Source organism: Duganella sp. BJB1802, from assembly GCF_013369445.1.
Classification (GTDB): domain Bacteria; phylum Pseudomonadota; class Gammaproteobacteria; order Burkholderiales; family Burkholderiaceae_D; genus Rugamonas; species Rugamonas vulcania_A.
Map to the genome: position 1 here is coordinate 400,790 of NZ_JABWEF010000001.1, position 26,822 is coordinate 427,611.

Annotated in this window: 28 protein-coding genes; 16 read left to right on the forward strand and 12 right to left on the reverse strand. The window is 65.1% G+C overall.

The window, feature by feature from the left end; genetic code table 11:
• Nucleotides 1–37: 37 nt before the first annotated feature.
• The 8 genes from HUX88_RS01865 to HUX88_RS01900 all read right to left on the reverse strand — a co-directional run bounded on the left by HUX88_RS01865 (nt 38) and on the right by HUX88_RS01900 (nt 7,201).
• Entirely contained in the window at nt 38–976 is a 939-nt protein-coding gene (locus tag HUX88_RS01865; protein WP_117012074.1) for a carbohydrate kinase family protein, read from the reverse strand.
• A gap of 8 nt (nt 977–984) precedes the next feature.
• Nucleotides 985–2,499 carry a DUF3426 domain-containing protein gene (locus HUX88_RS01870; protein WP_176360625.1) on the reverse strand — a complete coding sequence of 505 codons (1,515 nt, stop codon included), beginning with the start codon at nt 2,497–2,499 and terminating at the stop codon, nt 985–987.
• An 8-nt stretch (nt 2,500–2,507) separates the two neighbouring features.
• Nucleotides 2,508–3,440, reverse strand: coding sequence for a 50S ribosomal protein L11 methyltransferase (gene prmA / locus HUX88_RS01875; protein WP_117012072.1), 933 nt, complete (start codon nt 3,438–3,440; stop codon nt 2,508–2,510).
• The gene (gene accC / locus HUX88_RS01880) at nt 3,440–4,825 is read right to left on the reverse strand and encodes an acetyl-CoA carboxylase biotin carboxylase subunit (protein WP_117012071.1); all 1,386 of its coding nucleotides are present in this window, start codon (nt 4,823–4,825) and stop codon (nt 3,440–3,442) included. Before accC ends, prmA begins: the two co-directional genes overlap by 1 nt.
• Nucleotides 4,826–4,936: 111 nt before the next feature.
• Nucleotides 4,937–5,404, reverse strand: a complete 468-nt coding sequence (gene accB / locus HUX88_RS01885) for an acetyl-CoA carboxylase biotin carboxyl carrier protein (RefSeq protein ID WP_161089296.1) — start codon at nt 5,402–5,404, stop codon at nt 4,937–4,939.
• 88 nt (nt 5,405–5,492) lie between these two features.
• Nucleotides 5,493–5,930, reverse strand: coding sequence for a type II 3-dehydroquinate dehydratase (aroQ, locus tag HUX88_RS01890; RefSeq protein WP_117012069.1), 438 nt, complete (start codon nt 5,928–5,930; stop codon nt 5,493–5,495).
• Nucleotides 5,931–6,014: 84 nt separating this feature from the next.
• Entirely contained in the window at nt 6,015–6,563 is a 549-nt protein-coding gene (locus tag HUX88_RS01895) for a TlpA disulfide reductase family protein (protein ID WP_117012068.1), read from the reverse strand.
• A complete protein-coding gene (locus HUX88_RS01900; RefSeq protein WP_117012067.1) occupies nt 6,560–7,201 on the reverse strand; it encodes a hypothetical protein in 642 nt (213 codons plus the stop codon). The genes HUX88_RS01895 and HUX88_RS01900 overlap by 4 nt, the downstream gene beginning before the upstream one ends.
• A 78-nt stretch (nt 7,202–7,279) precedes the next feature.
• On the opposite strand from HUX88_RS01900, the gene mpl reads away from it, so the two are divergent.
• The 9 genes from mpl (at nt 7,280) to corA (ending at nt 15,756) form a co-directional block, all read left to right on the forward strand.
• Nucleotides 7,280–8,647, forward strand: a complete 1,368-nt coding sequence (gene mpl, locus HUX88_RS01905; protein WP_176360626.1) for a UDP-N-acetylmuramate:L-alanyl-gamma-D-glutamyl-meso-diaminopimelate ligase — start codon at nt 7,280–7,282, stop codon at nt 8,645–8,647.
• Nucleotides 8,644–9,222, forward strand: coding sequence for a YqiA/YcfP family alpha/beta fold hydrolase (locus HUX88_RS01910; protein WP_117012066.1), 579 nt, complete (start codon nt 8,644–8,646; stop codon nt 9,220–9,222). Before mpl ends, HUX88_RS01910 begins: the two co-directional genes overlap by 4 nt.
• Nucleotides 9,219–9,812 carry a chorismate lyase gene (locus HUX88_RS01915; protein ID WP_117012065.1) on the forward strand — a complete coding sequence of 198 codons (594 nt, stop codon included), beginning with the start codon at nt 9,219–9,221 and terminating at the stop codon, nt 9,810–9,812. The genes HUX88_RS01910 and HUX88_RS01915 overlap by 4 nt, the downstream gene beginning before the upstream one ends.
• Nucleotides 9,813–9,814: 2 nt before the next feature.
• On the forward strand, nt 9,815–11,833 hold the full coding sequence (locus HUX88_RS01920; RefSeq protein WP_176360627.1) for a ribonuclease catalytic domain-containing protein: 2,019 nt from the start codon (nt 9,815–9,817) through the stop codon (nt 11,831–11,833).
• A 61-nt stretch (nt 11,834–11,894) separates the two neighbouring features.
• Nucleotides 11,895–12,782: a TonB family protein gene (locus HUX88_RS01925; RefSeq protein ID WP_117012063.1), complete on the forward strand. Its 888-nt coding sequence runs from the start codon at nt 11,895–11,897 to the stop codon at nt 12,780–12,782.
• Nucleotides 12,782–13,600, forward strand: a complete 819-nt coding sequence (gene aroE / locus HUX88_RS01930; protein WP_176360628.1) for a shikimate dehydrogenase — start codon at nt 12,782–12,784, stop codon at nt 13,598–13,600. Before HUX88_RS01925 ends, aroE begins: the two co-directional genes overlap by 1 nt.
• A complete protein-coding gene (mtgA, locus tag HUX88_RS01935) occupies nt 13,597–14,304 on the forward strand; it encodes a monofunctional biosynthetic peptidoglycan transglycosylase (protein ID WP_117012061.1) in 708 nt (235 codons plus the stop codon). Before aroE ends, mtgA begins: the two co-directional genes overlap by 4 nt.
• Nucleotides 14,305–14,313: 9 nt before the next feature.
• On the forward strand, nt 14,314–14,709 hold the full coding sequence (locus HUX88_RS01940; protein ID WP_176360629.1) for a DUF4124 domain-containing protein: 396 nt from the start codon (nt 14,314–14,316) through the stop codon (nt 14,707–14,709).
• 81 nt (nt 14,710–14,790) lie between these two features.
• Nucleotides 14,791–15,756, forward strand: coding sequence for a magnesium/cobalt transporter CorA (gene corA / locus HUX88_RS01945; RefSeq protein ID WP_117012059.1), 966 nt, complete (start codon nt 14,791–14,793; stop codon nt 15,754–15,756).
• A gap of 66 nt (nt 15,757–15,822) precedes the next feature.
• On the opposite strand, the gene HUX88_RS01950 is transcribed toward corA, so the two are convergent.
• Both HUX88_RS01950 and HUX88_RS01955 read right to left on the reverse strand, forming a co-directional pair.
• Nucleotides 15,823–16,701, reverse strand: a complete 879-nt coding sequence (locus HUX88_RS01950; protein ID WP_176360630.1) for a class I SAM-dependent methyltransferase — start codon at nt 16,699–16,701, stop codon at nt 15,823–15,825.
• 96 nt (nt 16,702–16,797) lie between these two features.
• Nucleotides 16,798–17,301, reverse strand: coding sequence for a hypothetical protein (locus tag HUX88_RS01955; protein WP_117012057.1), 504 nt, complete (start codon nt 17,299–17,301; stop codon nt 16,798–16,800).
• Between the two features lie 172 nt (nt 17,302–17,473).
• Between HUX88_RS01955 and HUX88_RS01960 the strand changes: the two genes are divergently transcribed.
• Together HUX88_RS01960 and HUX88_RS01965 are read left to right on the forward strand one after the other, a co-directional pair.
• Nucleotides 17,474–19,204 (forward strand): ABC transporter permease subunit, encoded by a 1,731-nt coding sequence (locus tag HUX88_RS01960; protein WP_117012056.1) that lies wholly within the window; start codon nt 17,474–17,476, stop codon nt 19,202–19,204.
• A 15-nt stretch (nt 19,205–19,219) separates the two neighbouring features.
• The gene (locus HUX88_RS01965; RefSeq protein WP_117012055.1) at nt 19,220–20,530 is read left to right on the forward strand and encodes a nitrate/sulfonate/bicarbonate ABC transporter ATP-binding protein; all 1,311 of its coding nucleotides are present in this window, start codon (nt 19,220–19,222) and stop codon (nt 20,528–20,530) included.
• Here HUX88_RS01965 and hemL read toward each other — a convergent pair.
• Together hemL and HUX88_RS01975 are read right to left on the reverse strand one after the other, a co-directional pair.
• A complete protein-coding gene (gene hemL, locus HUX88_RS01970; RefSeq protein ID WP_117012054.1) occupies nt 20,527–21,819 on the reverse strand; it encodes a glutamate-1-semialdehyde 2,1-aminomutase in 1,293 nt (430 codons plus the stop codon). The genes HUX88_RS01965 and hemL overlap by 4 nt on opposite strands.
• A 16-nt stretch (nt 21,820–21,835) precedes the next feature.
• Nucleotides 21,836–22,684, reverse strand: a complete 849-nt coding sequence (locus tag HUX88_RS01975; RefSeq protein ID WP_176360631.1) for a bifunctional hydroxymethylpyrimidine kinase/phosphomethylpyrimidine kinase — start codon at nt 22,682–22,684, stop codon at nt 21,836–21,838.
• Nucleotides 22,685–22,741: 57 nt separating this feature from the next.
• Here HUX88_RS01975 and HUX88_RS01980 point away from each other — a divergent pair, with 57 nt between their 5' ends.
• The 5 genes from HUX88_RS01980 to HUX88_RS02000 all read left to right on the forward strand — a co-directional run bounded on the left by HUX88_RS01980 (nt 22,742) and on the right by HUX88_RS02000 (nt 26,810).
• On the forward strand, nt 22,742–22,933 hold the full coding sequence (locus HUX88_RS01980; protein ID WP_301547057.1) for a rubredoxin: 192 nt from the start codon (nt 22,742–22,744) through the stop codon (nt 22,931–22,933).
• Nucleotides 22,934–23,025: 92 nt separating this feature from the next.
• Nucleotides 23,026–23,439, forward strand: coding sequence for a PleD family two-component system response regulator (locus HUX88_RS01985; protein ID WP_117012052.1), 414 nt, complete (start codon nt 23,026–23,028; stop codon nt 23,437–23,439).
• Nucleotides 23,440–23,459: 20 nt separating this feature from the next.
• Nucleotides 23,460–23,834: a response regulator transcription factor gene (locus HUX88_RS01990; RefSeq protein ID WP_117012051.1), complete on the forward strand. Its 375-nt coding sequence runs from the start codon at nt 23,460–23,462 to the stop codon at nt 23,832–23,834.
• A gap of 3 nt (nt 23,835–23,837) precedes the next feature.
• Nucleotides 23,838–24,401 (forward strand): chemotaxis protein CheW, encoded by a 564-nt coding sequence (locus tag HUX88_RS01995; RefSeq protein WP_117012050.1) that lies wholly within the window; start codon nt 23,838–23,840, stop codon nt 24,399–24,401.
• Nucleotides 24,402–24,500: 99 nt separating this feature from the next.
• Nucleotides 24,501–26,810 (forward strand): methyl-accepting chemotaxis protein, encoded by a 2,310-nt coding sequence (locus HUX88_RS02000; protein ID WP_229219153.1) that lies wholly within the window; start codon nt 24,501–24,503, stop codon nt 26,808–26,810.
• Nucleotides 26,811–26,822 lie beyond the last annotated feature (12 nt).

Genomic DNA, 26,822 nt, shown 5'->3' on the forward strand with positions numbered 1-26,822 from the left:
CGCTCAGTGCAGACGGGGTTTTTTTGCGCCGTGCGGCTTAGTAGCGGTAGCCGAACGCGGCCTCGAAGCGGTCGGCGATCTCGGCGGCCGTCGGCTTGTGGTTCTGCGCGCCCTTGCTGGCGATCTTGATCGCGCCCAGCAGGCTGGCCAGGCGGCCGGTAGTTTCCCACTTCCAGCCGTTGGTGATGCCGAACAGCAGGCCGGCGCGGTAGGCGTCGCCGCAGCCGGTCGGGTCCACCGCCTCGGCCACCGGCACGGCCGGGATCTCGATGCGCTGGCCGCCGGTGTAGATCTCCGAGCCGTTTTCGCCGCGCGTGATGATCAGCGCTTCCAGGCGGCTGGCGATCTGCGGCACGGTCAGGCCGGTGCGGTCCATCAGCAGTTCGATCTCGTAGTCGTTGGTGGTGACGTAGGTGGCTTGCTCGATGAAGGCGATCAGCTCGTCGCCGTTGAACATCGGCAGCTGCTGGCCCGGATCGAAGATGAACGGGATCTGCAGCTTGGCCAGGTCGGCCGCGTGCTTCTGCATGCCCAGATGGCCGTCCGGCGAGATGATGGCGATCGCGGCCGGGCCGGCCTTGGCGACGTCGTTCTCGTGCGCGTACGACATGGCGCCCGGGTGGAAGGCGTTGATCTGGTTGTTGTCCTCGTCGGCGGTGACGAAGCACTGGGCGTTGTAGGCGTCCGGCTTGATCAGGATGGTGTCGGTGGACAGGCCCAGCTTGCGGAAGCGCTCCATGTAGGCGGCGTTGTCCTGGCCCATGACGCCGACGATGCGCGGGTCGCCGCCCAGCAGCTTGAGGTTGTAGGCGATGTTGGGCGCGCAGCCGCCGAACTCGGTACGCATGGTCGGCGCCAGGAAGGAGACGTTGACCTTGTGCAGCTGGTCGGCCAGCAGGATGCTGTCGAAGCGGCCGGGGAATTGCAGGATGGTGTCGATGGCGATCGAACCGCAAATCAGGGAGGTTGGAGTCATGATGGGTCTTAAGGGTAGAAGACTGCGATGTGATAGCCGGATGCTTTCAGCTGGCTCAGTTCAAAGTACAGTTTGACAGATTGTTCGGTGTGCGGGGCGAAGCCCTTGTCCAGCGCGACGTCCGGGCCCAGGTATTCGCGCGGCGTGAACACGCGGCGCAGCACGGCCTTGTCGTTGGCGTCGTCCAGCACCAGTTCGATGTGCGGCCAGGCTTGCGCGGTGCTGCTCTGGTTGCGCAGCTGGGTGGTGAAGGAGAACGTGGTGTCGCTCAGGGTTTGCAGCTCGCCCTGTTCGATGCTGAGGTCGTCGATCTGCGCCGGCAGTTCGATCTTGCAGCCGAGCGCGTTGCAGGCGGCGGTCAGCGCCGGCTTGAGCGGCGGCAGCGCGGCGGCGATCTGGTTGCGGAAGGTGGTCAGGCCCTGCGCCGCCAGGGCGGCCACCAGCAGCAGCGAGCCCAGGCTCATGGCGATGGTGGCGGCCTTGCCGAACTTCTGGCGGCGGCGGTCGCGCTTGATGAAGCCGGGTTCTTCGACTTCGGCTGTTTCGGTGTCGCTTTCCGTTTCGGCGAACGGTTCGGCCATCGCATGGGCAGGGGCGCGGGCGGACTGGGCTTCCGCCAGGCCCGCCGACGACAGGTGCACCAGCGCCTCCTCGTCGACATCGTCGAGTTCGTTGAAGCGTTCGGCCAGGCTGGGTGGCGGCGCGGCGGCGGCCGGCATGTTGTCCAGCGTCGGCTCGCGGCGCTCGCTGGCGGCGACCGAGGTGAAGGCGTCCTCGGACGCCGGTTCGGCCTCGCCTTCCGGCGGGGCGATGTTCTGTTCCATCACGGCCAGCTCGGCGGCCAGCGCGGCTTCCAGCTCTTCGTCCGACATGGCTTCGATGCTGAGCGCGTCTTCGAGCGGCTCGGCGTCGGCTTCCGGTTCGGCGGCGGTGGGCGCTTCGATGGCTTCGGTGTCCCACTGCGGCTCGATGGCGGCGGCTGGCTCGGGCGTGGCTTCCGGCTCGGGTTCCACATCGAGGTTGAAGTCGAGATCCAGCGCGTCCTCCACGGCGGGCGGCAGGCTGGCGGGCTCGGCGGGCAGCGCGAGCGTGGTGGCGATCGGTTCGTCGTCGTAGGGCTGGCCATCGGGTTCGGCCTCGGCGGCGTACGGCTCGGGTTCGGTGGCGCGTACCTCAGCCTCGGCGGCGGTCGGCTCAGTCTCGGCGACGTGCGCCTCGGCCTCGGCCGTGTCAAGCGCGGCGTCGAGTTCCAGTGTGTAGATGGGTTCGGCGGTGTCGCTGCCCAGCACTTCGGCGGCGCGGGTATCGAGCGCGGCCATCTTCTGGTCGAAGGGTGTGGGTTCGGGCAGCGGGGAAGGTGAGGGCGCCGCAGGCGGCGCGGCAAGCGGCTCCAGCAGGGCCGCGTTGCCATCGAAGACTTCGTTGCAGGAGCCGCAGCGCACTATGCCCCCACGTAATTTCAACTGGTCATGGGCGACCCGAAATATCGTGTTGCAGTGGGGGCATTTGGTGGCGAGCGCCATTGCTATGGTTAGCGCGCCGCTGGAACCACGTCGCTGCCGAGGCGGCCATGCAGGGCCACCCAGCCGTCTTGCTCAGCCCAGACGCCCAGCTTGATGAACGGTGCGTACGCGGCGGCCACTTCCTCGGCCTGGCGCGCCAGCACGCCCGACAGGATCAGCGCGCCGCCGTCGGCCACGCGGCCCGACAGCATCGGCGCCATCAGCTTGAGCGGGCTCGACAGGATGTTGGCGACCACGATGTCGAAACGCTGGGTCGCGTGCTTGGACTGCGCGAAGCTGTCCGGCAGGAAGTACTCGATCTCGCACTTGTTGCGCTGCGCGTTGTCGGCCGCCGACTCGATCGCCTGCGGATCGATGTCCACGCCGACCACTTCGCCGGCGCCGACCTTCTTGGCCACCATGGCCAGGATGCCGGAGCCGCAGCCGTAGTCGAGCACGGTCTTGCCCGGCGCCGGGTTCGCCTCCAGCCACTCCATGCACAGGCGGGTGGTCGGGTGCGAGCCGGTGCCGAAGGCCAGGCCCGGATCCAGTTCCAGGATCAGGCCGTTGGCGTCCGGCGCCTCGTGCCAGCTCGGCACGACCCAGATGTTCTTGCCGATGTGGATGGGCGCGAACTGCGACTGGGTCAGGCGCACCCAGTCCTGCTCCTCCACCTTGCGGGTGGTGAACTTGGGCAGCGCCTCCAGGCCGATCTGGCCGGCCGCGGCCGCCACGATCACGGCCTGGTCGTCATCTTCGTTGGTCAGGGCGACCACGCGGCTGTGTTCCCATGCCGCCTCGGTCGGCTCCATGCCCGGCTCGCCGAACAGCGGCTTTTCCGCGTCGGTGCCTTCGTCCGCGTCTTCCACGGACACCGACAGCGCGCCCACGTCCATCAGCGCTTCCGACAGTGCTTCCGCGTGGTCGCGGGCGATTTCGATGACGATTTCAGTCCAGCTCATTATTGTGGCGCCTTGTTACTCAAACTCAGTTTATGCAGGTCCGGCATGTCCGCCAGCTTCTGCTCCAGATAGTGGATGTTGGTGCCGCCTTCGATGAAGCGGGCGTCGACCATCAGCTCGCGGTGCAGCGGGATGTTGGTCGAAATGCCCTCGACCACCATTTCCGACAGCGCGATCTGCATGCGGCGGATCGCCTGCTCGCGGGTGGCGCCGTAGGTGATGACCTTGCCGATCATCGAATCGTAGTGCGGCGGTACATAATACCCCGCATACGAGTGCGAGTCGACGCGCACGCCGGGGCCGCCCGGCACGTGCCAGGAGGTGATGCGCCCTGGCGACGGGGTGAACTTGAACGGGTCTTCGGCGTTGATGCGGCACTCGATGGCGTGGCCGGACAGCATGACGTCGCGCTGGCGGAAGCGCAGCTTCTCGCCGGCGGCGATGCGGATCTGTTCCTGCACGATGTCGATGCCGGTGATCATTTCGGTGACCGGGTGTTCGACCTGCACGCGGGTGTTCATCTCGATGAAGTAGAACTCGCCGTTCTCGTACAGGAACTCGAAGGTGCCGGCGCCACGGTAGCCGATCTTGCGGCAGGCTTCGGCGCAGCGGTCGCCCACTTTCTCGATCAGCTTGCGCGGGATGCCCGGCGCCGGCGCTTCCTCGATGACCTTCTGGTGGCGGCGCTGCATCGAGCAGTCGCGTTCGCCCAGCCAGACGGCGTTCTTGTGTTCGTCGGCGAGGATCTGGATTTCCACGTGGCGCGGATTTTCCAGGTACTTCTCCATGTAGACTTCCGGATTGCCGAAGGCGGTGCCCGCTTCGGTCTTGGTCATCGCCACGGCGTTGATCAGGGCCGCCTCGGTGTGCACCACGCGCATGCCGCGTCCGCCACCGCCGCCGGCCGCCTTGATGATGACCGGGTAGCCGACCTTGCGCGCAATTTGCACGATCGCCTTTGGATCGTCCGGCAAAGCGCCTTCCGAACCTGGCACGCACGGCACGCCGGCCTTGATCATGGTTTGCTTGGCCGAGACCTTGTCGCCCATGATGCGGATCGATTCGGAGCGGGGGCCGATGAAGACGAAGCCGGATTTTTCCACGCGCTCGGCGAAGTCGGCGTTTTCCGACAGGAAGCCGTAGCCCGGGTGGATCGCTTCGGCGTCCGTCACTTCGGCGGCGCTGATGATGGCCGGCATGTTCAGGTAGCTGAGCGTCGACGGCGCAGGCCCGATACACACCGATTCATCCGCCAACTTGACGTATTTGGCGTCTTTGTCCGCTTCCGAGTGGACCACAACCGTCTTGATGCCCAGTTCGCGGCAGGCGCGCTGGATACGGAGGGCAATTTCGCCACGGTTGGCGATGAGGATTTTTTCAAACATGATAGGTTCGCGTATGTCTGTGAGCACCGGCGGGCCGGTAACGTCAGGTAGAGGAGGGAATGCGGACCAAGCCGGCGCGCCCGTCACCGATGGGGAGGGCGCAGGCCGGTCTTAGCCTATCACAAACAGCGGCTGGCCGAACTCGACCGGTTGGCCGTTCTCGACCAGGATCTGGGTGATCGTGCCGGACTTGTCGGCGTCGATTTCGTTGAGCAGCTTCATCGCTTCGATGATGCACAGGGTGTCGCCTTCCTTGACGGTGGCGCCCACTTCGACATACGCCGGCGAGCCTGGCGCGGACGAACGGTAGAAGGTGCCGACCATCGGCGACTTGACCACGTGGCCGGTCGGCTCGGCGGCGACGGCTGCGACCGGGGCTGCGGCGGCCGGTGCGGGTGCTTGCGCCGGGGCGGCGTGGTATTGCGGCATGCCTTGCGGCTGCATCATCACCATCTGGTTCTGCGGCATGGCGGACGACTTGACGATGCGTACTTTGCTCTCGCCTTCGGTCACTTCGAGTTCGGCGATATCCGATTCCGCGACCAGATCGATCAAGGTCTTCAGCTTGCGTAAATCCATGTAACCCCCAGGAATGTCTTTGTTATGTAAGTGTGAGCGGTGCGCCTTGTGGGCGGAACCGCGCGAAATTGCGCGCAGATCGCGTAGATTATCGCCTTTTAAGGACGAAGTCGATGGCAAACCGATATCCTTCGATACCCAGTCCGCAAATAGTACCTATGGCGATCGCGCTAAGAAATGAGTGATGGCGAAACGTCTCGCGCTGGTAAATATTCGAAATATGCACTTCAACAAACGGTATCGCCACCCCCGCCAAGGCGTCGCGCAAGGCCACGCTGGTGTGGGTCAGGCCGCCCGGGTTGATGACGATGGCGTCCACGCCTTCCGCTCGGGCGGCATGGATGCGGTCGATCAGCGCCCCTTCGTGGTTGCTCTGAAAGCAGGACAAGCTCGCGCCCGCCGCCTGGGCTTGCGCCTGGGCTGCGTGTTCGATGTCGGCCAAAGTGCTAGCGCCGTAGACCTCAGGCTCGCGGCTACCCAGCAAATTCAGGTTGGGGCCGTTGAGCAGTAGGAGGTTTTTTGCCATGGGTTCAGGACCGTTTTCCGCGAAAGTTCCGCATTTTGCCGCCAACTGCCGGCATTGGCAAGAGAAAAAAACTTGTAAAACTATTTACAGAGTTGCCAGGTCCTTGCGCAGCTCGTCAAACTTCAGGCGGCCCAGATAGGTCTTCTTGACTTGGCCGTCGGCGCCGATCAGCACGGTGTACGGAAGCCCGCCGGCGCCGTTGCCGAAGGCGCGCGAGAGGTCGGTGCCGGCCATGCCGGCGACGAAGACTGGATAGCTGATTTTGAACTTGTCGTTAAATTCGGCGATATTTGTTGCCGAATCTATACCAATTCCGATAACTTGCAGCTTCTTACCCTCTTCTCCGGCCGCCAGCGCCGACAGCTCCGGCATCTCCTGCACGCACGGACCGCACCACGGGGCCCAGAAATTGACCAGCATGGCCTTGCCTTTATATTGGGCCAGCGATTGCGAAACGCCCTTGGCGTCCGGCAGGGTCTGCTTATATAAGTCGTTCACCGGGCCGGTGACGCCGGCCGGCTGGGTGGTGGAGATCGGCGATGCCTGGTCTTTTTTATGGGTGCCGACATAGGCGCCGGAGGCGGCAAATAACAAAGCGACAACGACGTAGGCGGCGAGATGTTTTTGATTCATGATATGGATGGGTCTGGGTTTTCGTGAGTACTGTTAACTAGTAGGGCGCGCACGGTGGCGATATCGGCGCGCATCAATTTGCCGTCGGCGCGGGTCTTGACGGCGCCGCGCAGGTCGTCCAGCTCATATAAGGCGGCGTGCACGCCTTCCTTGTGCCACATGAAGCTCACCGTCTCGACCGAGCCGTGGCGCGGACCCTTGAAGTGCGGGGTTTCCGAGATGTCGATTTGCAGGTTGCGGTTCAGCAGGAAGATTTCCACTTCCTTGGCGCTGTCGGCGAACAGCTGCAGGTGGATGTCGTCGTGCGGGCCGGCCGTGCCGTTCAGCACGGCGCCGGTCAGGTAGGGCTGGAAGGCGGACAGGCCGTCCATGATGTCGACCGCCAGCGTGCGCAGCCGGAACAGGCGCGCCGGCTGGGTGTCTGCATGGAACAGCGACTGGTAGATCCGCACCTCCGCCTCGATCTGCGCGTTGTCCGGCAGCAGGTTGAGCGGCGGCTGGGTGTCGCCGAGGATCTGCTTGGCGGCCTTGCGCTTGGCGCTGTTGTAGTCGTGACCGTCCTGGGCGATCAGGCGCGCGGCGGCCGCGGCGATCTCCGCGCGCAGCAGCAGGACTTCTTCGGTGGCATTGGACGTCATGGACGAGATAATACTCCGAACCGGGAAAAGGGCGTCAGGTCGGGTAAAATCCCGTATTCAATCGTCGTCTTGATCACCATGCATATTCATATACTCGGCATTTGCGGCACTTTCATGGGCGGCCTGGCTGTCCTGGCAAAAGAAGCCGGCCACCGCGTCACCGGCTGCGATGCCAACGTCTATCCTCCGATGAGCACCCAGCTGGAAGCCCAGGGCATCGAACTGATACAGGGCTTCGGCCCGGAACAGGTGCAGCTCAACCCCGACCTGTACGTGATCGGCAACGTCGTCTCGCGCGGCAATCCGCTGATCGAGGAGATCATGAACCGCGGCCTGCCGTTCGTCTCCGGCCCGCAATGGATCGGCGACCACATATTAAAAGACAAATGGGTGCTGGCCGTGGCCGGCACGCACGGCAAGACCACCACCTCGGCCATGCTGACCTGGATACTAGAGGACGCCGGCTACGCGCCGGGCTTCCTGATCGGCGGCGTGCCGATGAACTTCGGCGTGTCGGCCCGCATGCAAGGTGACAAGGACTCGATCTTCTTCGTCATCGAAGCCGACGAGTACGACACCGCCTTCTTCGACAAGCGCAGCAAGTTCGTGCACTACCACGCCAAGACCGCGATCATGAACAACCTGGAATACGATCACGCCGACATCTTCCCCGATCTGGGCGCGATCGAAACCCAATTCCATCACCTGGTGCGTACCGTGCCGGGCATCGGCCGGGTCATCTACAACGCCGACGAGGCATCGCTGCAGCGCGTGCTCAAGCGCGGCTGCTGGAGCGAGAAGGAAGGCTTCGGCAGCGCCGAGGGCGCCGATTGGGCGATGAAGGAATACGATGACGGCAGCTTCGACGTGATCTTCGGCGGTGAACTGGCCGGCCATGTCGAGTGGCAGCTGACCGGCAAGCACAACCGCGCCAACGCGCTGGCCGCGATCGCCGCCGCCCGCCACGTCGGCGTGCCGGTGGCGCAGGCGGCCAAGTCGCTGGCCACCTTCGAGAACGTCAAGCGCCGCATGGAAGTGCGCGGCGTGGTAAACGATATTACTGTTTATGACGATTTCGCCCACCATCCGACCGCCATCGCCACCACCGTCGGCGGCCTGCGCCAGAAGGTGGGCAAACAAACCCGCATCCTGGCCGTGCTGGAGCCGCGCTCCAACACCATGAAGCTGGGCGCGATGAAGGATGCGCTGCCGGGCAGCCTGTCCGACGCCGACCTGGTGTTCGGCTTCGGCAGCCAGAAGTCGCTGGGCTGGAGCCTGGGCGACGCGCTGGCGCCGCTGGGCCAGCTCGCCAGCGCCTATGAAGACATCGATGCCTTGGTGGCCGCCATCGTCCAGGCCGCGCGGCCGGGCGACCAGATCCTGGTGATGAGCAACGGCGGCTTCGGCGGCGTGCACAACAAGATACTGGAAGCGCTGGCGCGATGATCCTCTATCTGCACGGATTCCGCTCGTCGCCGAAGTCGATGAAGGCGCGCGTGATGGCCGAGCGCATGGCGGCGCTGGGCTTGTCTGACCAGTTCATCTGCCCGCAGCTGCCGGCCTCGCCGAAGCTGGCGATGGAATTGGCGCTCTCTTTAATAGAGGGCGTCCCGGCCGGCGAGCTGACCATCGTCGGTTCCTCGCTGGGCGGCTACTACGCCACCTGGCTGGCCGAGCGCATCGGCTGCCGCGCCGTGCTGCTGAATCCGGCCATCGTGCCGCTCAAGGACCTGGACCAGCACGTCGGCGTGACCACGCAATTCCATTCCGACGAGCCGTTCGAGTTCAAGCGGGAATACATCGACGAGTTGCGTGCCCTGGCCGTCAACCCGGTCACGCGCCAGGAACGCTACTTCCTGATCGCCGCCACCGGCGACGAAGTGCTGGACTATCGCGACATGGTGGCGCACTATGCGGGCGCGCGCCAGATCGTGATCGAGGGCAGCGACCACGGCATTTCCGAGTTCCCCGACTATGTGGAGTCTGTGCTGGAGTTCTGCGGTATCGAGGCGCATCGGTGACGGCGGCCATTCGTGGCGCCTCGCTGCGGCAGACGCAATGGCAGCCGCACGTGTTGGCGCTGAACGCGCCGCCGGGCTACCGCCAGTGGCTGACGGCCGACGGTTCGCTGACCGCCAAGTTGAAAGCGCACAGCCGCGCCTTCCGCGTGCAGTGTCTGCACCAGAGCACGGCGCGCTGCCTGACGGACGAGGCGGCCGCGATCGGCATGCACCGGCCGGGCCGCGTCTGGGAGAGGGAAGTGCTGCTGCGGTGTGATAATACGCCTGCGGTGTTCGCGCACACGGTGGTGCCGATGTCGGCCACGGCGGCGGACTGGCCGCTGTTCAGCGCGCTGGGCGAGCGCTCGCTGGGCACGACGCTGTTCGGCGACCCGCAAGTGCGGCGCGGTGTTTTGGAATTTGCAAGATTGCGGGAAGGGCATCCCCTGGCGCAGCGTGCGCGCAGGGCGCTCGGGCTGGACGGTCCGCAAGAACTCATATTATATGCACGGCGCTGTCTATATCGGCGCCGTCAAGGTACCCTGCTGGTGACGGAAGTGTTTTTACCTTCCGTACTGGAATTGAAACTAATAACAACGAACAGAAGCTAGCAATGAATCTATTTTTCGAAGAATCCGGCGATTTCAAGGTCGGCTCCATGATGTCGCAAGCCGGCGAGGCCTACCAGGTTGAAATGGCCAGCGGCAAGCGCACCAAGGTCAAGATCAAGGACGTGCTGCTGCAGTACGAGAAGCCGTCGCCGACGGATTTGATGGAACAGGCCAAGGCGGTCGCGGCCGACATCGACCTCGACTTCCTGTGGGAAGTGGCGGGCGAGGAGGAATTCGGCTTCGCCGAGCTGGGCGCCGAATACTTCGGCCACGCGCCGCTGCCGGCCGAAGCCGCCGGCCTGATCCTGAGCCTGCATTCGGCGCCGATCTACTTCTACAAGAAGGGCCGTGGCCGCTACAAGGCCGCGCCCGAGCAATCGCTGCGCGCGGCCCAGGCCGGCATCGAGAAAAAGAAACAGCAGGCGCTGGTGCAGGCCGCGTACGTCGAGGAACTGAAGGCCAACAAGCTGCCGGCCTCGATGCAGAACATCGTCACGCAGCTGCTGTTCAAGCCGGACAAGAACTCGATCGAATACAAGGCGCTGGAAGCGGCGTGCAACGAGCTGCACACCAATCCGCAGCGGCTGATGCTGGCGGCCGGCGGCATCGCCTCGCCCAAGGCGCTGCACATGGCCAAGTTCCTGTTCGAGAACTTCCCGCGCGGCGCCGGCTTCCCGGACGTGCCGGTGCCGGTGCCGCCGACCAATCTGCCGCTGGCCAACGTGCAAGCGTTCTCCATCGACGACGTCACCACCACCGAGATCGACGACGCCTTCTCCGTCACCAAACTGGACGATGGCAACGTCAAGATCGGCATCCACATCGCCGCGCCGGGCCTGGGCATACAGCCGGACGACGCGGTCGACAAGATGGCGCGCGCGCGCATGTCCACCGTCTACATGCCGGGCGATAAGATCACCATGCTGCCGGATTCCATCGTCGAGGCGTTCACGCTGGCCGAGGGCAAGACCTGCCCGGCGCTGTCGCTGTACGCCACCCTGAACCCGGCGGACTGGTCGGTGCTGGCCACCGAGACCCGCGCCGAGATGGTGCCGATCGCGAACAACCTGCGCCACAACGACCTCGACGACCTGGTCAACGAGGAAACGCTGGCCAGCGGCGAGGGCGACTATCCGCACAAGGAATCGCTGGGCCTGATCTGGCAATGGGCGCAGGTGCTGGAGGCCGCGCGCATGGTCAAGCGCGAGGGCTTCGGCTTGAAGCCGGAACAGAACAACCGCGTGGACTTCAACTTCTACGTGGAAGACGACGTGGTCACGGTCAGCCGCCGCAAGCGCGGCGCGCCGCTGGACAAGATCGTGGCCGAGCTGATGATCTTCGCCAACAGCACCTGGGGCAAGCTGATGCACGACCACGGCGTGCCGGGCATCTACCGCAGCCAAGGGCAGGGCGTGGGCGGCTGGGCCGCCAAGATGCAGGTGCGCATGCTGACCCATGCGGCCCCGCACCAGGGCCTGGGCGTGGACCAGTACGCGTGGAGCACCTCGCCGCTGCGCCGCTACACCGACCTGGTCAACCAGTGGCAGATCCTGGCCTGCGCCGAGCACGGCGTGACCGCGCCGCTGGTCGCGCACTTCAAGCACAAGGATGCCAACCTGTTCGCCATCGTGTCGCAGTTCGACGCGGCGTACGCGGCCTATGGCGACCACCAGTCGAACATGGAACGTTACTGGTGCTTGCGCTGGCTGGGCCAGCAGGACGCGCGCCAGGTCGAGGCCGTGGTGCTCAAGGACGAGGTGCTGCGCCTGGTCGACATTCCGCTGATCATCCGCCTGCCGGGCATGCCGCAGGTGGCGCGCGGCGCGCAGGTCAAGCTGGACATCCTGCGCTGGGACGAGGTGGACCTGACCATCGAAGCCCGCATCCTGGAAATCCCGACCACCGACACGGTGGCCGCCGATGCCGAGCTGGACTACGAGGACGAGGAAGCGCCGGAGGAAGCGGTCGATGCGCCGGAAGTGGCGGTAGAGGCCGCGGCCGAAGCCCCGGCCGCCGAATAACGTCATTCCCGCGCTTGCTTTGACGTAAAATCAGCCCTATCTTTTCTACCCCCGGCCTCGCGTGAAGTCTTTCAAAGAAAATCGCTTGCTGTACCTCGCCATCGGCCTGTCGCTGATGGCGCATGGCGCCTTGCTCGCGGTGCACTTTGTCGCGCCCAAGCCGGCGCCGGTGAAGGCCACCGATCCTGGGCTGGAAGTCATCCTGGTCAACGCCAAGCACAGCAAGGCGCCGCTGAAGGCCGACGCGCTGGCCCAGGCCAACCTGGACGGCGGCGGCACGGTCGACAAGGGCCGTTCCAAATCGCCGCTGCCCGACATGCGCAAGATGGAAACGGGCGACAGCATCAAGGCCGCCAAGCGCCGCATCGCCGAGCTGGAGGAGAAGCAGCGCAACCTGCTGACGCAGGCGGCCAAGCAGATTCCATTCACCGCGCCGCCGGTGACGGAAAAGACCAAGCCCGATCCGCTGCCGACCGGCGCCGACCTGCTGGATTCCAGCAAGGCCATCGCCCGCCGCGCAGCCGAGATCAGCGAGACCATCGAGGACCAGAACAAGCGTCCCAAGCGGACCATCATCACGCCGAGCACGCGCGGGGTGGGCTACGCGATGTACTATAAATCGATACAGAAGCGCATCGAAGACATCGGCACGCTGAACTTCCCGCAGCAGAACGGCCGCAAGCTGTACGGCCAGCTGGTGCTGTCGATCCCGGTGTTCCAGGACGGCACGATCTACGAGAAGGACGGCGGCATCAAGGTTGAAACCGGCTCCGGCAACGCGGCGCTGGACCAGGCGGCGATGAACATCGTGCGCCGCGCCGCGCCCTTCGGCAAGTTCCCGCCGAACATGCTGTCGAACGACAAGGACGATCTGTGGGTGATCGTCACGACTTTCAAATTCACCCGCGAAGACAAACTACAAGCCGACCTGAGCGGCGGAGGACGTTGATGGACCGCTACTGCGTATTCGGCAATCCGATTGCCCATAGCAAATCGCCCGAGATCCACGCCGCGTTCGCGGCCCAGACCGGGCAGGAACTAACCTATGAAAAACGGCTGGCGCCGGTGGACGGCTTCGCCGCCGCCGTGCAAGCCTTCATCGCCGAGGGCGGCAAAGGCGCCAACGTCACCGTGCCCTTCAAGCTGGACGCGGTGAAGGTGGCGCAGGCGCTGACCATCCGCGCGCGCGCGGCCGGCGCCGTCAACACGCTGCACTTCACCGAGGACGGCATCGTCGGCGACAACACCGACGGCGCGGGGCTGGTGGCGGACATCGTCGGCAACGCCGGCGTGCCCATCACCGGCAAGCGCGTGCTGCTGCTGGGCGCGGGCGGCGCGGCGCGCGGCGTGGTGCTGCCGATCCTGGAGCATCGCCCGGCGCAGCTGGTCATCGCCAACCGCACCGTGGCCACGGCCGAGGCGCTGGCCGAACAGTTCGCCGCGCTGGGCGGCGAGGGTGTGGTGTCGGCCTGCGGCTATGGCGACATCGAGGGCGCGTTCGACATCGTCATCAACGCCACCTCGGCCAGCCTGAGCGCCGAGCTGCCGCCGGTGTCGCCGTCGGTGTTCGCGCCGGGCGCGCTTGCCTTCGACATGATGTACGGAGCCTCCCCCACGGTATTCTTGCAGTTCGCGGGCCAGCACGGCGCACGCTTGCGCGACGGCCTTGGCATGCTGGTCGAGCAGGCCGCCGAGGCGTTCAGCCTGTGGCGCGGCGTGCACCCGGCCACGGCCGACGTGCTGCAATCGCTGCGGGCCAAGCTGTGAGCGCGGCCAAGGCGGGCAAATGGCGCTGGGTGAAGTGGCTCTTCATCCTGCCGGTGCTGCTGTTCCTGGTCGTGCAGCTGTATTTCTTCCTGCAGATCTGGTGGTGGGTCGACCATAACCCGTCGATGACCAGCTTCATGCGCGAGCAGCAGTCGGCGCTGCGCGAGAAGAACCCCAACGCCAACATCCAGCAGGTCTGGGTGCCGTACAACCGTATTTCGACCAACCTCAAGCGCGCCATCATCGCCTCCGAGGACGCCAATTTCTCCGAGCACGAGGGCGTCGACTGGGACGCGCTGCAAAAGGCCTACGAGAAGAACAACAAGAAACACAAGGTGGTGTCGGGCGGATCGACCATCACCCAGCAGCTGGCCAAGAACCTGTTCCTGTCGGGCTCACGCAGCTATGTGCGCAAGGGCCAGGAGCTGATCATCACCTACATGCTGGAAACCTTGATGGACAAGGAACGCATCTTCGAGATCTACCTGAACGTGGTGGAGTTCGGCACCGGCACGTTCGGCGCCGAGGCGGCGGCGCGGCATTATTATGGCGTCAGCGCGGCCAACCTGGGCGCGGCCCAGGCGGCCAAGCTGGCGGTGATGTTGCCCAATCCGCGCTTCTTCGACAAGCACCGCGATTCGGGTTACTTGGCGCGGCGCACCGGCGTGATCCTGCGCCGCATGGGATCGGCGGAACTACCCTAGGAGGCAGCGATGTTGCACAAGCAGCGTGGACTCGGTTTGATACAGGTGGCCATCATCATGGCCTCGTTGGCGGCGATAGCGATGGCGTTTTTGATGTCGGCCCGCCATGAGCGCAACTTCTTCGCCGAGGGGCTGGGCAAGCTGACCGGCAAGGCGCCGGCGTCGGCCTCCGCCTCCGCCTCCGCTTCGGCGGCGCCTGCCGTCTCCGCCGCGCCGGCCGGCGTGCTGCGCAAGTGCGTCATCGACGGCAAGACCGTGCTGTCGGACGTCGATTGCAAGGACGGCAAAGTGGTCAAGGCCATCGACACGCGCGGCATCGAAGCGCCCAAAATGCCCAAGCCGGACCCGGCCGACTCGGCCCCGCAGTCGGCCACCGACAAAATGATAGAAAAAGCGACCCGCTAGGCTGAAATACCGCATGGCAGGCTGGCCTCGGCGGGGGCTTTGCGGGTACACTTGCGCTGTTTCCAGAAGGCTCACGTACCCATGATTAATGTTTTCGTTCTCCAGAATGGCCGGCTCAACCAGGTTCCCATCGACAGTCGCGAAGACCTGGAAAAGGTCGAGCCTGTCTGGGTCGACCTGACCGACCCGACGGACGACGAACGCGCGTGGGTCAAGGCCATCTACGGCGTGACCTTGCCGGGCGAGGACGAGGTCAAGGACATCGAGGCGTCGGCCCGCTACTACGAGGCCGAGAACGGCGACCTGCACCTGCGCACCGACTTTTTGCTGGAGGAAGAGGACGGCCCGTCGCGCATTGTCACGGTGGCCTTCATCCTGGCGCGCAAGATGCTGTTCTCGGTGCACACCGACGACCTGCCGGTGTTCCGCCTGGTACGCATGCGCGCACGTTCGCGGCCGGGGTCGATCGCCGACTACATGGACGTGCTGCTGGACCTGTACGCGACCGACGCCGAATACTCGGCCGACGCGCTGGAGGGCATCTACCAGAACCTGGAGGAAGTGAGCGGCCGGGTGCTGCAGGAAGAGTTCACCGACCAGGACGCGGCCGCCGCGCTGAACGCCATCGCGCACGAGGAAGACTTGAACGGCCGCATCCGCCGCAACATGATGGACACGCGGCGCGCGGTCAGCTTCCTGATGCGCGGGCGGCTGTTGAATTCGGAGCAGTTCGAGGAGGCGCGCCAGATTCTGCGGGACATCGAATCGCTGGACGGCCACACGTCCTTCCTGTTCGACAAGATCAACTTCCTGATGGACGCCACGGTCGGCTTCATCAACATCAACCAGAACAAGATCATCAAGATCTTCTCGGTGGCCAGCGTGGCCTTCCTGCCGCCGACGCTGATCGCCTCGATCTACGGCATGAACTTCAAGTGGCTGCCGGAGCTGGAATGGCAGCTCGGCTACCCGTTCGCCATCGTGCTGATGATCACCAGCGCCATCGCCCCGTTCTGGTACTTCCGCCGCCGCGGGTGGTTGAAGTAAGTCATACCGCATCGTACTCGCAGTGGCTGGATGGGCTGGAGGCGGCCACGCGCCCCCGCCTTGAGCTCAAACGATGAGGGAACGCGATGGCTTTTGTACGCGCTGCTTCTCCAGGACGACGACCGAATCGTGGATATGAATGCCGGGGCAGAAAGTGCTGACTTCCGGCACCTTCATCCCATCGATGTGGTACCAGTGGTGCAGGTCGTCCATCAGATCCTGCACCATCGTGCTGAAGAAGTTGTGTGGCGAGCGGTAGCCGCCGCCGAAAGTTTCCCAGTAGGCAGTATGCAGGTCTTCGATCATGTAGAGACCGCCTTCGCTGACTTTAGGGAACAACGCTTTCAGCGTCACCGGAATATGCTCCATCTGGTGGCTGCCGTCATCAAGCACGATGTCGACGCCGCCCATTTCCTCCACCACCGATGCCAGGAACTGCGTATCGGTTTGCGAGCCGATTCGTACTTGGCCGGCGATGCCGTTCAACTGGGCGCACTCGGGGTTGATGTCTATGCCGTAGATGATGGCTTCGTCACCAAAATATTGACGCCACATTTGCAAACTGCCTCCCTTGCTGACGCCGATTTCCAGGAAGCGGATTTTCTTGCCGCGATACGCGCCGAAATAGCGCTCGTACAGCGGAATGTAATGGTGCCACTTGTGAACCAGGTAGCCTTTGTTCTCGGCGTAGATGCGGGCAAGGTCGCCTTCGAAGTTGTACTTGCTACGGATGTCATGCTCGACTCCCAGTTGCAGGTCGTAGCCAAACTGGTTGATATCGACGAGGGGGATGCGGTTCTGTCCCATCAGCCAACGCAGTTGATCCTTCGGCAGACCCAGCTGAGTGTGGACGATGTCGTACACGGCCGGCAGCAAGCCGGGATGATTGACAAGCAGGTGATTCAGGGATTCCAGGATGGTGACGTCGATGCTCTTTTGGCTCATGCGTGACTCCTTATTGAATTCGAAGCCAATCATACGCTACCGTTGACGGTCCTACCATGGCACGGTCATTGATTGCCGGATCGCGGGCCGACCTGACTACACCGGCTGCGGGCTGAATTCCAGCGAGAGGGTGCTGAAGTAGGGCGCGGTCGTCCATTTCTCGTTCAGCGACAGCGCGCGGTCGTACAGCGCCGCCTTGATGTCGATGCCGACCTTGCTGAAGTCGAACGGCTGCTTGTCGCGCGCCGTGCAGGCCGAGGCGGCGCCGGCCAGGAAGGCCTGCTCGTCGAACGCGCCCGACCACAACTGCGCCTGCAGCCCCTCGACGATCGCCTCCGCCTGCACCGCCTCGGTCTCCACGTCCTTGTTGGCCGCGTCGTGCACCGCCTCCATGACGAACTGCGCATCGGCGCCGCGCGCCAGCAGGCTGAGGAAGCCGTGCCGCAGCGGCAGGGCCGATTCCACCACGTAGTGCAGCAGATCGTGCGGCAAGATGCCCTGGCGCGGCATCACCGTGTCCGTGCAGCTGCCGTTGTTGCGCACGAAGCGCAGCACGTCATACTTATCCGTCTTGGAACGTTTTTCAGCGATCAGTTTCATAACGCGCAATATTATTTCGAGAGTCACATTATTATGCCCGCAACAAGGGGCGTAAATAGTCACCAACTTTCACGCTTGTAATATATTCACCACCGTAATCCTTTAGAATGGCGGCCTGTGTCACTCTCCGGTCACTCGCCTCGGTTATTCTGGCCGAAGAAAGCCCCAAATAATGAGCAAAAAACGGCAATTTTTCCCCCGCCAGGTGGTCGAAGCCGGCGGTAACCGCTGGGACTGGGCACTGCTGCCCATCGTACTGTCGATCTTTGTCCTGATCGCCTACGGCAGCCAGCAAATGGTGCGCCCGTACGAGGTCGGCCAGGCGTTGCCGTTGTCGCTGGACCCGAGCTACCTGCCTTACTACCTGCTGCGCACCACGCTGCGCATGTTCATCGCGCTGGGCGCGTCGACGGTGTTCGCCTGCGTGTTCGCCGCGCTCACCACCAAGTACAAGCTGGCCGAAAAAATCCTGGTGCCGATGCTCGACATCCTGCAGTCGATCCCCATCCTCGGCTTCCTGTCGATCACCGTCACCGCCTTCATCGCGCTGTTCCCCGGCAGCCTGCTGGGCGTGGAGTGCGCGGCCATCTTCGCCATCTTCACCTCGCAGGCGTGGAACATGGCCTTCTCCGCCTACCAGGGCTTCCGCACCGTGCCGGCCGAACTGTCGGAGGCGGCGCAGGTGTTCCAGCTCTCGGGCTGGCAGCGCTTCTGGCGCCTGGAACTGCCGTTCGCCATGCCCGGCCTGTTGTGGAACATGATGATGTCGATGTCCGGCGGCTGGTTCTTCGTCGTGGCGTCGGAGGCGATCTCGGTCTCCGGCCAGGACATCAAGCTGCCCGGCATCGGCTCCTACATCGCCATGGCCATCGCCCAGAGCGACATGAGCGCCATCGGCTGGGCCATCGGCGCCATGCTGGTCGGGGTGCTGATGTACGACCAGCTGTTCTTCCGTCCCCTGCTGGCCTGGGCCGACAAGTTCCGTTTCGAGGAAACCGGCAGCGACACCGCCCAGCAGTCGTGGCTGCTCACCTGGCTGCGCCGCACCGAGCGCACGCAGGCCATCGTCGAATGGTTCGGCAACATGCTGTCGCGCTCCATCGCGCTGTTCCGCCTCGGGCACGACGGCACCTCGATCCGCGCCCGCCGCGACCAGCCGTCGCTGGTGCCGCAGCGCGTGTGGGACGCGGTGATCGCCGCCGTGGTGTTCTACGCCTTGTGGAGCCTGGGCCACTTCATCCGCACGGAAGTCGGCTGGGCGGAGGTGGGCCATGTGTTCGTGCTCGGCCTGTACACGCTGGCGCGCGTGATCCTGCTGCTGGCGCTGGCCTCCCTGGTGTGGGTGCCGGTCGGCGTGTGGATCGGCATGAACCCTCGCTGGGCCTCGCGCACGCAGGCGGTGGCGCAGTTCCTCGCGGCCTTCCCGACCAATCTGGTGTTCCCGGTGGCGGTGGTGCTGATCGTGCGCTACCACCTGAACCCGGACATCTGGCTGTCGCCGTTGATGATCCTGGGGACGCAGTGGTATTTGCTGTTCAACGTGATCGCCGGCGCCTCCACCATCCCGACCGAGCTGCGGCACGCCGCCAAGAACTTCGGCCTGACCGGTTGGCTGAAATGGCGCCGCTACCTGCTGCCGGCGATCTTCCCCAGCTTCGTCACTGGCGCCATCACCGCCACCGGCGGCTCGTGGAACGCCGCCATCGTGGCCGAATGCGTCAGCTGGGGCTCGACCACTCTGCGGGCGCACGGCATCGGCAGCTACATCCAGGAGATGACCACCGCCGGCGACTTCCCGCGCATCGCGCTGGGCATCGGTATCATGTGCGTCTTCGTCATGGGCTTCAACCACTTCGTGTGGCGCCGCCTGTACACCATGGCCGAGAGCCGGCTGCATTTCTAGTATTGAGATCGAATTATGAGCACTCCTATCGTCGAATTGAAATCGGTCGGCAAGCATTTTCGCGGTGCCGACGGCTCCGCGCGCGCGGTGCTGGAAGGCGTGGACTTCACGCTGCATGAAGGCGAGATCGTCGCGCTGCTGGGCCAATCGGGCTCCGGCAAGTCGACCATGTTGCGCATCATGGCGGGGCTGATCCAGGCCGACGAGGGCCAGGTGCTGTATCGCGGCATGCCTTTGTACGGCACGGCGCGCGGTATCCGCATGGTGTTCCAGTCGTTCGCGCTGTTCCCGTGGCTGACGGTGCAGAAGAACGTCGAGCTGGGGCTGGAGGCGCAGGGCATGCCGGCCGAGGAACGCGCCGAGCGCGCCGAGAAGGTGATCGATTTGATCGGCCTGTCCGGCTTCGAGGGCGCGCTGCCGCGCGAGCTGTCGGGCGGCATGCGCCAGCGCGTCGGCATCGCCCGCGCGCTGGTGATGGAGCCGGAAGTGCTGCTGATGGACGAGGCGTTTTCCGCGCTGGACGTGCTGACCGGCGAGCGCCTGCGCGAAGAGATCCTGGAGCTGTGGCAGTCCGGCCAGATCCCGACCAAGGCGATCCTGGTGGTGTCGCACAACATCGAGGAAGCGGTGATGATGGCCGACCGCGTGCTGATCTTCGCCAGCGACCCTGGCCGGGTGCGCGCCGAGCTGCCGATTTCGCTGCCGCAGCCGCGCAAGGCCGAGGGGCCGGAGGTGCGCCAGCTGATCGACAAGGTGTATGAGCTGATGACCGCCGGCGCCGGCCGCCGTGGCCTGATCAGCGAGAAGGAGGTCAAGCTGCAGCTGGGCGACCGCCTGCCGCAGGCCGACATCGCGCACATGGAGGGTATCGTGGAGCTGCTGTCGGAGGAGCCGTTCTCCGGTCGCGCCGACCTGCCGCAGCTGGCCGAAGAGACGGAACTGACCGACGCCGAGCTGCTGGAAGTGTTGAACGGCTTGATCCTGCTGGGCTTCGCCTACCTGACCAACGGCGACATCCTGCTGACCGACTTGGGCGGGCGCTACGCGGCGGCCAACAACACCGAGCGGCAGGAGATCTTCGGCAAGCAGCTGCTGGAGCATGTGCCGCTGATCGCCTACATCTGCCATGGTCTGCAACAGGACAAGTCGGGCGACCTGCCGGAGGACCTGTTCCTCAAGCTGCTGCGCTTCACGCTCAGCGAAGAGGAGGCCGAGCGCGCGCTGCGGGTCGCCATCGAGTGGGGCCGCTACGGCGACCTGTTCGAGTACAACTTCAACACCGGCGTGATCCAGTCCTCCGAAGAGGACGAGGAAGACGAAGCTTAAGCGGCCAGCTTCTTGAACACGCGCGCGGCGGCGGCGATGGTTTCGTCGATCACCGCGTCGCTGTGCTGCGCCGAGACGAAGCCCGCCTCGAACGCCGCCGGCGCGAAGTACACGCCTTCGTCCAGCATGGCGTGGAAGAACACATTGAAGCGCGCGCGGTCGCCGGCCATCATCTCGGCGTAGTTGTTCGGCGGCGTCTCGCTGAAGTACAGGCCGAACATGCCGCCGATCGAATCGGCGCAGAACACGATGCCCGCATCCTTGGCCGCCTTGGTCAGGCCGGCCGCCAGGCGCGCCGCCGTCGCGCTCAATTTCTCGTAGAAACCCGGCTCCTGGATGATCTTCAGCGTGGTCATGCCCGCCGCCACCGCCACCGGATTGCCCGACAGCGTGCCGGCCTGGTAGACCGCGCCCAACGGCGCCATCTTGCTCATCAACTCGGCGCTGCCGCCGAAGGCCGCCACCGGCAGGCCGCCGCCGATCACCTTGCCCAGCGCCGTCAGGTCCGGCTTGATGCCGTACAGCTGCTGCGCGCCGCCCAGCGCCACGCGGAAGCCGCACATCACTTCGTCGAAGATCAGCACCGCGCCGTGCTTGGTGCACAGCGCGCGCATCGCCTGCAGGAAGGCCTCGGAGGCCTTGATCAGGTTCATATTGCCGGCCACCGGCTCGACGATCACGCAGGCGATGTCGTCGCCGTATTCGGCGAAGGCCTGCTCCAGCTGCGCCACGTTGTTATAGTCCAGCACCAGCGTGTGCTTGACGAAGTCCTCCGGCACGCCGGCCGACGTCGGGTTGCCGAAGGTGAGCAGGCCGCTGCCCGCCTTGACCAGCAGCGAATCGGCGTGGCCGTGGTAGCAGCCCTCGAACTTGATGATCTTGTCGCGGCCCGTGGCGCCGCGCGCCAGGCGCAGCGCGCTCATGGTCGCCTCGGTGCCCGACGAGACCAGGCGCACCTGCTCGATCGACGGCACCAGGCGGCAGATTTCCTCGGCCATCAGGATCTCGCCCTCGGTCGGCGCGCCGAACGACAGGCCGCGCGCGGCCGCCTCCTGCACCGCCTTCACCACCACCGGATGCGCGTGGCCGACGATGGCCGGGCCCCAGGAGCCGATGTAGTCGATGTAGCGCTTGTCGTCCGCGTCCCAGAAGTACGGGCCTTCGGCGCGGGTGATGAAGCGCGGCGTGCCGCCCACCGAGCGGAAGGCGCGCACCGGCGAGTTGACGCCGCCGGGCGTGGTTTTCTGGGCGCGTTCGAACAGCTGGTCGTTTTTTGAGGTCGTGGTCATGATGGCATCTTCGGTATTAAGTTGGTAAGGCCTGGTGCAGATGGAAAAATCGGTTCGGGATGAACTTGCCCATGCCGTAGCGCTGCGCATGGGCCAGCGCGCCGACGGTGTATTCCTGCGCCGCCGTCACCGCTTCCGGCACGTCGGCGCCGCGCGCCATGAAGGCGGTGATCGCCGCCGACAGCGTGCCGCCGGCGCCCAGGAAGGGGCCCGGCATGTGCTGCCAGGCGTCGTGGCTGATCATGCCGTCGGCGCCGAACAGGGTGTTGGCCAGCGTGTTCGGCGCGGCCGTCTCGCCCTGCGGCGTGCCGGCCTGGGTGCCGGTGACGAGCACGAATTCGCAGCCCAGGGCCAGCAGGTGCTCGACGTCCGATTCCATGGTGTCCTCGGCGCCTTCGCGCCAGGTTTCGGCCAGCCGGCCCAGCTCCACCTGCGACAGCATCAGCAGCGTGGCCTGCGGCACCAGCAACTGGCGCAGGGCGGTCAGCAGCTCCTCGGCCTCGTCGGCGTCGGCCGGATCGGGCAGGCGGGAGCTGAACGGATCGAGGATCAGCGGCGCGTCGGGATAGTCGGACAGGATCTCGGCGATGGCCGCCACCTGCTCGATGTTGGTCAGCGCGCCGACCTTGAAGGCGGCCATGCTCATGTCCTCCAGGACCACGCGGGCCTGGTCCGAGACCCAATCGGGATCGATGTCCTGGGCGTCTTCGACGCGGGCGCTGTCGCCGATCAGCAACGCGGTGGTCACCGCCAGCCCGTTGCAGGAGAGGGCGGAAAATACCGCGAGGTCGGCCTGGACGCCGATCGCTCCGGCCGGATCGGCAGCGCCGAAGCTTAATATGAGAGGAGAAGTTTGGTTTTGCACGGCGGGTAGATTAAGATACCTAATTCAGCATTTTACTTGATTGAAGGGTGGCAGAACGTGAGTAGCAATGAAACAACGCAGGAGTTCCAGACCTGGATGTGCCTGATCTGTGGCTGGATCTATGACGAGCAAGCCGGTTTGCCGGACGAGGGCATCGCCCCGGGCACCCGCTGGGCCGACGTGCCGATGAACTGGAGCTGCCCGGAATGCGGCGCCCGCAAGGACGATTTCGAGATGGTAGCCATCTGATACGCCGCGCCGGACGACTGGCGCATCGCTAGTATCGCGCCAACCGCCGCCTGCCTATGCTATGGTGTAGCCACCATACCAGCGAACCGATTATGACGACGACCACGCCGCATGCTAATGCCCTGAAAATCATGGTGATCGACGACAGCAGCACGATCCGTCGTTCGGCCGAGATCTTCCTGACCCAGGCCGGCTATCAGGTGGTGCTGGCCGAGGATGGATTCGACGCGCTGGCCAAGATCAGCGACCACCATCCGGCGCTCATTTTCTGCGACATCCTGATGCCGCGCCTGGACGGCTACCAGACCTGCGCGCTGATCAAGAAGAGCGCCAAATTCCACGCCACGCCGGTGCTGATGCTGTCTTCCAAGGACGGCCTGTTCGATCGCGCGCGCGGCGCCATGGTCGGTTCGGCCGCCTATCTCACCAAGCCTTTTACCAAAGACAGCCTGCTGGCCGCGGTGCGCGAGCATACCGGCGGCGCGGGCGTCTCCACACAAGAATAAGCCAGCTTCAGGGGAACACCATGGCCATACAAAGAATTCTGATCGTCGACGATTCGCCCACGGAGCGCTACTACCTGACCGACATCCTGGTCAAAAACGGCTTTTCCGTCTCGACCGCCGAAAACGGCGAGGAGGCGCTGGCCAAGATCAAGGCCGACAAGCCCCAGCTGATCCTGATGGACGTGGTCATGCCCGGCGCGAACGGCTTCCAGGTCACTCGCGCCATCGCCCGCGATCCCGATCTGCAGGACGTGCCGGTGATTATCTGCTCCAGCAAGAACCAGGAGACCGACCGTATCTGGGGCCTGCGCCAGGGCGCGCGCGACTACCTGGTCAAGCCGGTGGACGCGGCCGAACTGCTGGCCAAGATCGCCGCTTTGTCTGCCGTTAGCTAAGCGATGAGCGGCCCGACGCCCGACACCCCATCCACTCCGGCCGGCCCGGAACGCCGCAGCCGTCTGCGCCAATATCAGGTGCAGCTGCTGGAGCGCATGCAGGCCGCAAAAACCGGCGTCGCGGCGGGCGGTCGTGAACTCGGCGTGCTGATAGGCGGGCGACTCTGCCTGCTGGACTTGACCCAGATCAGTGAAATCGTGCCGCTGCAGCCGGTCACGCCGGTGCCGCTGGCGCAGGACTGGTACCAGGGACTGGCCAATATTCGCGGCAACCTGACCGGCGTGATCGATCTGGCGCGCTACCAGGGCCTGGCCGCCGGCGACGCGGCGGCGGCGGAACGGCGCCTGATCACCTTCGCCCCCACATTGGGTTTCAACTGCGCGCTGTTGGCCGAGCGTGTGCTGGGCCTGCGCAAGCTGGCCGACATGCAGGCGCTGGAAGCGCCGGCCGATGCCGGACCTGAATGGAGCCGCCAGCACTACACCGACGGCGAGGGCCGGCAATGGACCCGCATCGACCTGGCGCAGCTGGTGCGTGAATCGCGTTTTCTGCAGGTTGGTTTGTAAGGGCGGCATACTGGGGTAGATCGCAACTAATCCGAAGAGGGTGTAATGGCTTTCAAGATGGGGTTTTTCTCGCGGGGCGACCGCAAAGCCGCGCCGGACATGGCAGCGAATTCGGAATTTGGCGAAGCGGGCGATTCGCAGTTTTTGCACACCGGCGTGGTGTCGGCGCCGATGCCGATGCCGCCGCCAGCGCCCGCAAGCGCCGCCGATGGCGACAGCACCTCCGCCGTCGCGGATAGCGCCGCGCCGCTGCGCCTGCGCGATGCGCTGGGCCGCCGTGGCGGCGCTCCGGTGGCGCCGGCCGAGCCGGGGGGCGGCTTTAAGCTGCCGCTGATCGGCCACCTGCCGGCGCAGCGCCAGTTGAGCATCCTGTCGACCGCGCTGGCGGTCAGCCTGGCGCTGAGCGCCTTGTTCGTCGCCCTGAACACCATCCACAGCGCCAACCGCTCGACCCAGACCCAGGTCGCCAGCGATGCGCTGATGCACTCGCAACGCATCGGCAAGGCGGCGCCGAACGCGGTGCAGGGCAGCGCGGAAGGCTTCCGCCAACTGGAGGAAAGCCGCAAGGAATTGAACAACGACTTCGCGCTGATGACGCGCGGCGGCCGCTATCAAGGCCGCGAGATCGGCGAGCCGATCGCCGCGCTGGCGCCCGTCGTGGCTGCGGCCCGCAAGCAGTGGGGACCGTCCGATATCGCCGCCGGCACTATCCTGCTGCTGAAGGCGGACCTGAGCGGCGTCGACAAGACGCTGAAGAAGATCAACGACCTGTCGCCGGCCCTGCTCAACCGCACCGAGGACATCTCCGCGCTCAAGGTGCAGCGCGGCGGCTCGGCGCGCGAGATCGCGGCGCTCGGCAAGCTGACCATGCTCACGCAGCGCATGAGCCGAGGCGCCGGCGAGTTCCTCACCGCCGGCGGCATCACGTCGGAGACCGCGTTCCAGCTGGGCCGCGACACCACCGTGTTCCGCAACACCGTCGACGGCTTCCTCAACGGCAGCGCGCCGCTCGGGCTGGCGGCCGTGCGCGAGCCGGACCTGCGCGAGAAATTCACCGCGCTGAAAAACGACTTCGAGGAATACCAGAAGCTGGTGACGGCCATCCTCGACAAGCTGGATAAGTTCAGCGCCGCCAAGAACGCCGAACAGCTGATCTTCAACGACAACGAGGCCCTGCGCCAGCGCCTGTCGGTGCTGCAGCAGGCCTACCGCGAAGACCAGGATTCGCTGGGCCTGACCTTCTGGCTGATGGTGGCCGGCGGCATGCTCACGCTGGTCTCGGCGGCGGCCATCGGCCGCGTGCTGCTGGTCGATTCCTACAACCGCACGCGTGGCGCCGACCGCCGCCGCCAGGAAGCGGAATCCATGCGCCAGCAGTCGCAGCGCAAGGAGGAAGAGGCGAAGGCCATGAATGACCAGAACCAGGCGGCGATTCTGCGCCTGATGAACGAGCTGCAGGAAGTGGCGGACGGCGACTTGACGGTGCAGGCCACGGTGTCCGAGGACATCACCGGCGCCATCGCCGACTCGGTCAACTACACGGTGGAAGAGCTGCGCGGCCTGGTGGGCCGCGTGACCGCCACCGCCGAGCAGGTGACCAAGGCGTCCACCCACGCGCAGAGCATCTCCAGCGACCTGCTGCTGGCGTCGCAGCAGCAGTCGCGCGAGATCCAGGACGCGTCGGCCACGGTGGTCAAGATGGCCAACGAGATCACCGACGTCTCGCGTTCGGCCAGCGAATCGGCCGACGTGGCGCGCCAGTCGGTGGCGGCGGCGCAGCAGGGCGCGACGGCGGTGGAAAACGCCATCAAGGGCATGCACGAGATCCGCGAGCAGATCCAGGACACGTCCAAGCGCATCAAGCGGCTGGGCGAATCGTCGCAGGAGATCGGCGAGATCACCGAACTGATTTCCGACATCACCGAACAGACCAACGTGCTGGCGCTGAACGCGGCGATCCAGGCTGCGTCGGCCGGCGAGGCGGGACGCGGCTTCTCGGTGGTGGCGGAGGAGGTGCAGCGCCTGGCCGAACGCTCGGCCGAAGCGGCCAAGCAGATCGGCGCGCTGGTACGCACCATCCAGACCGACACCCACGACGCCGTGGCCGCGATGGAGAAGTCGACCCAGGGCGTGGTCGAAGGCGCGCGCCTGTCCGACGCGGCCGGCGCGGCGCTGAACGACATCTCGCAGGTGTCGAACCGGCTGGCGGAGCTGATCTCCGGCATCTCGATGGCGACCGGCCAGCAGGCCACGTCGGCGTCCGGCGTGGCGCAGAACATCCAACACATTTTGACGGTGACCGAGCAGACGCAGGACGGTACCCAGCAAACCGCACAATCGATTCATAAGCTGTCAGTGCTGGCGCAGGAATTGAAAAACTCGGTGGCGCGATTCCGTATCGCGTCCTGAACCGCCCATCAT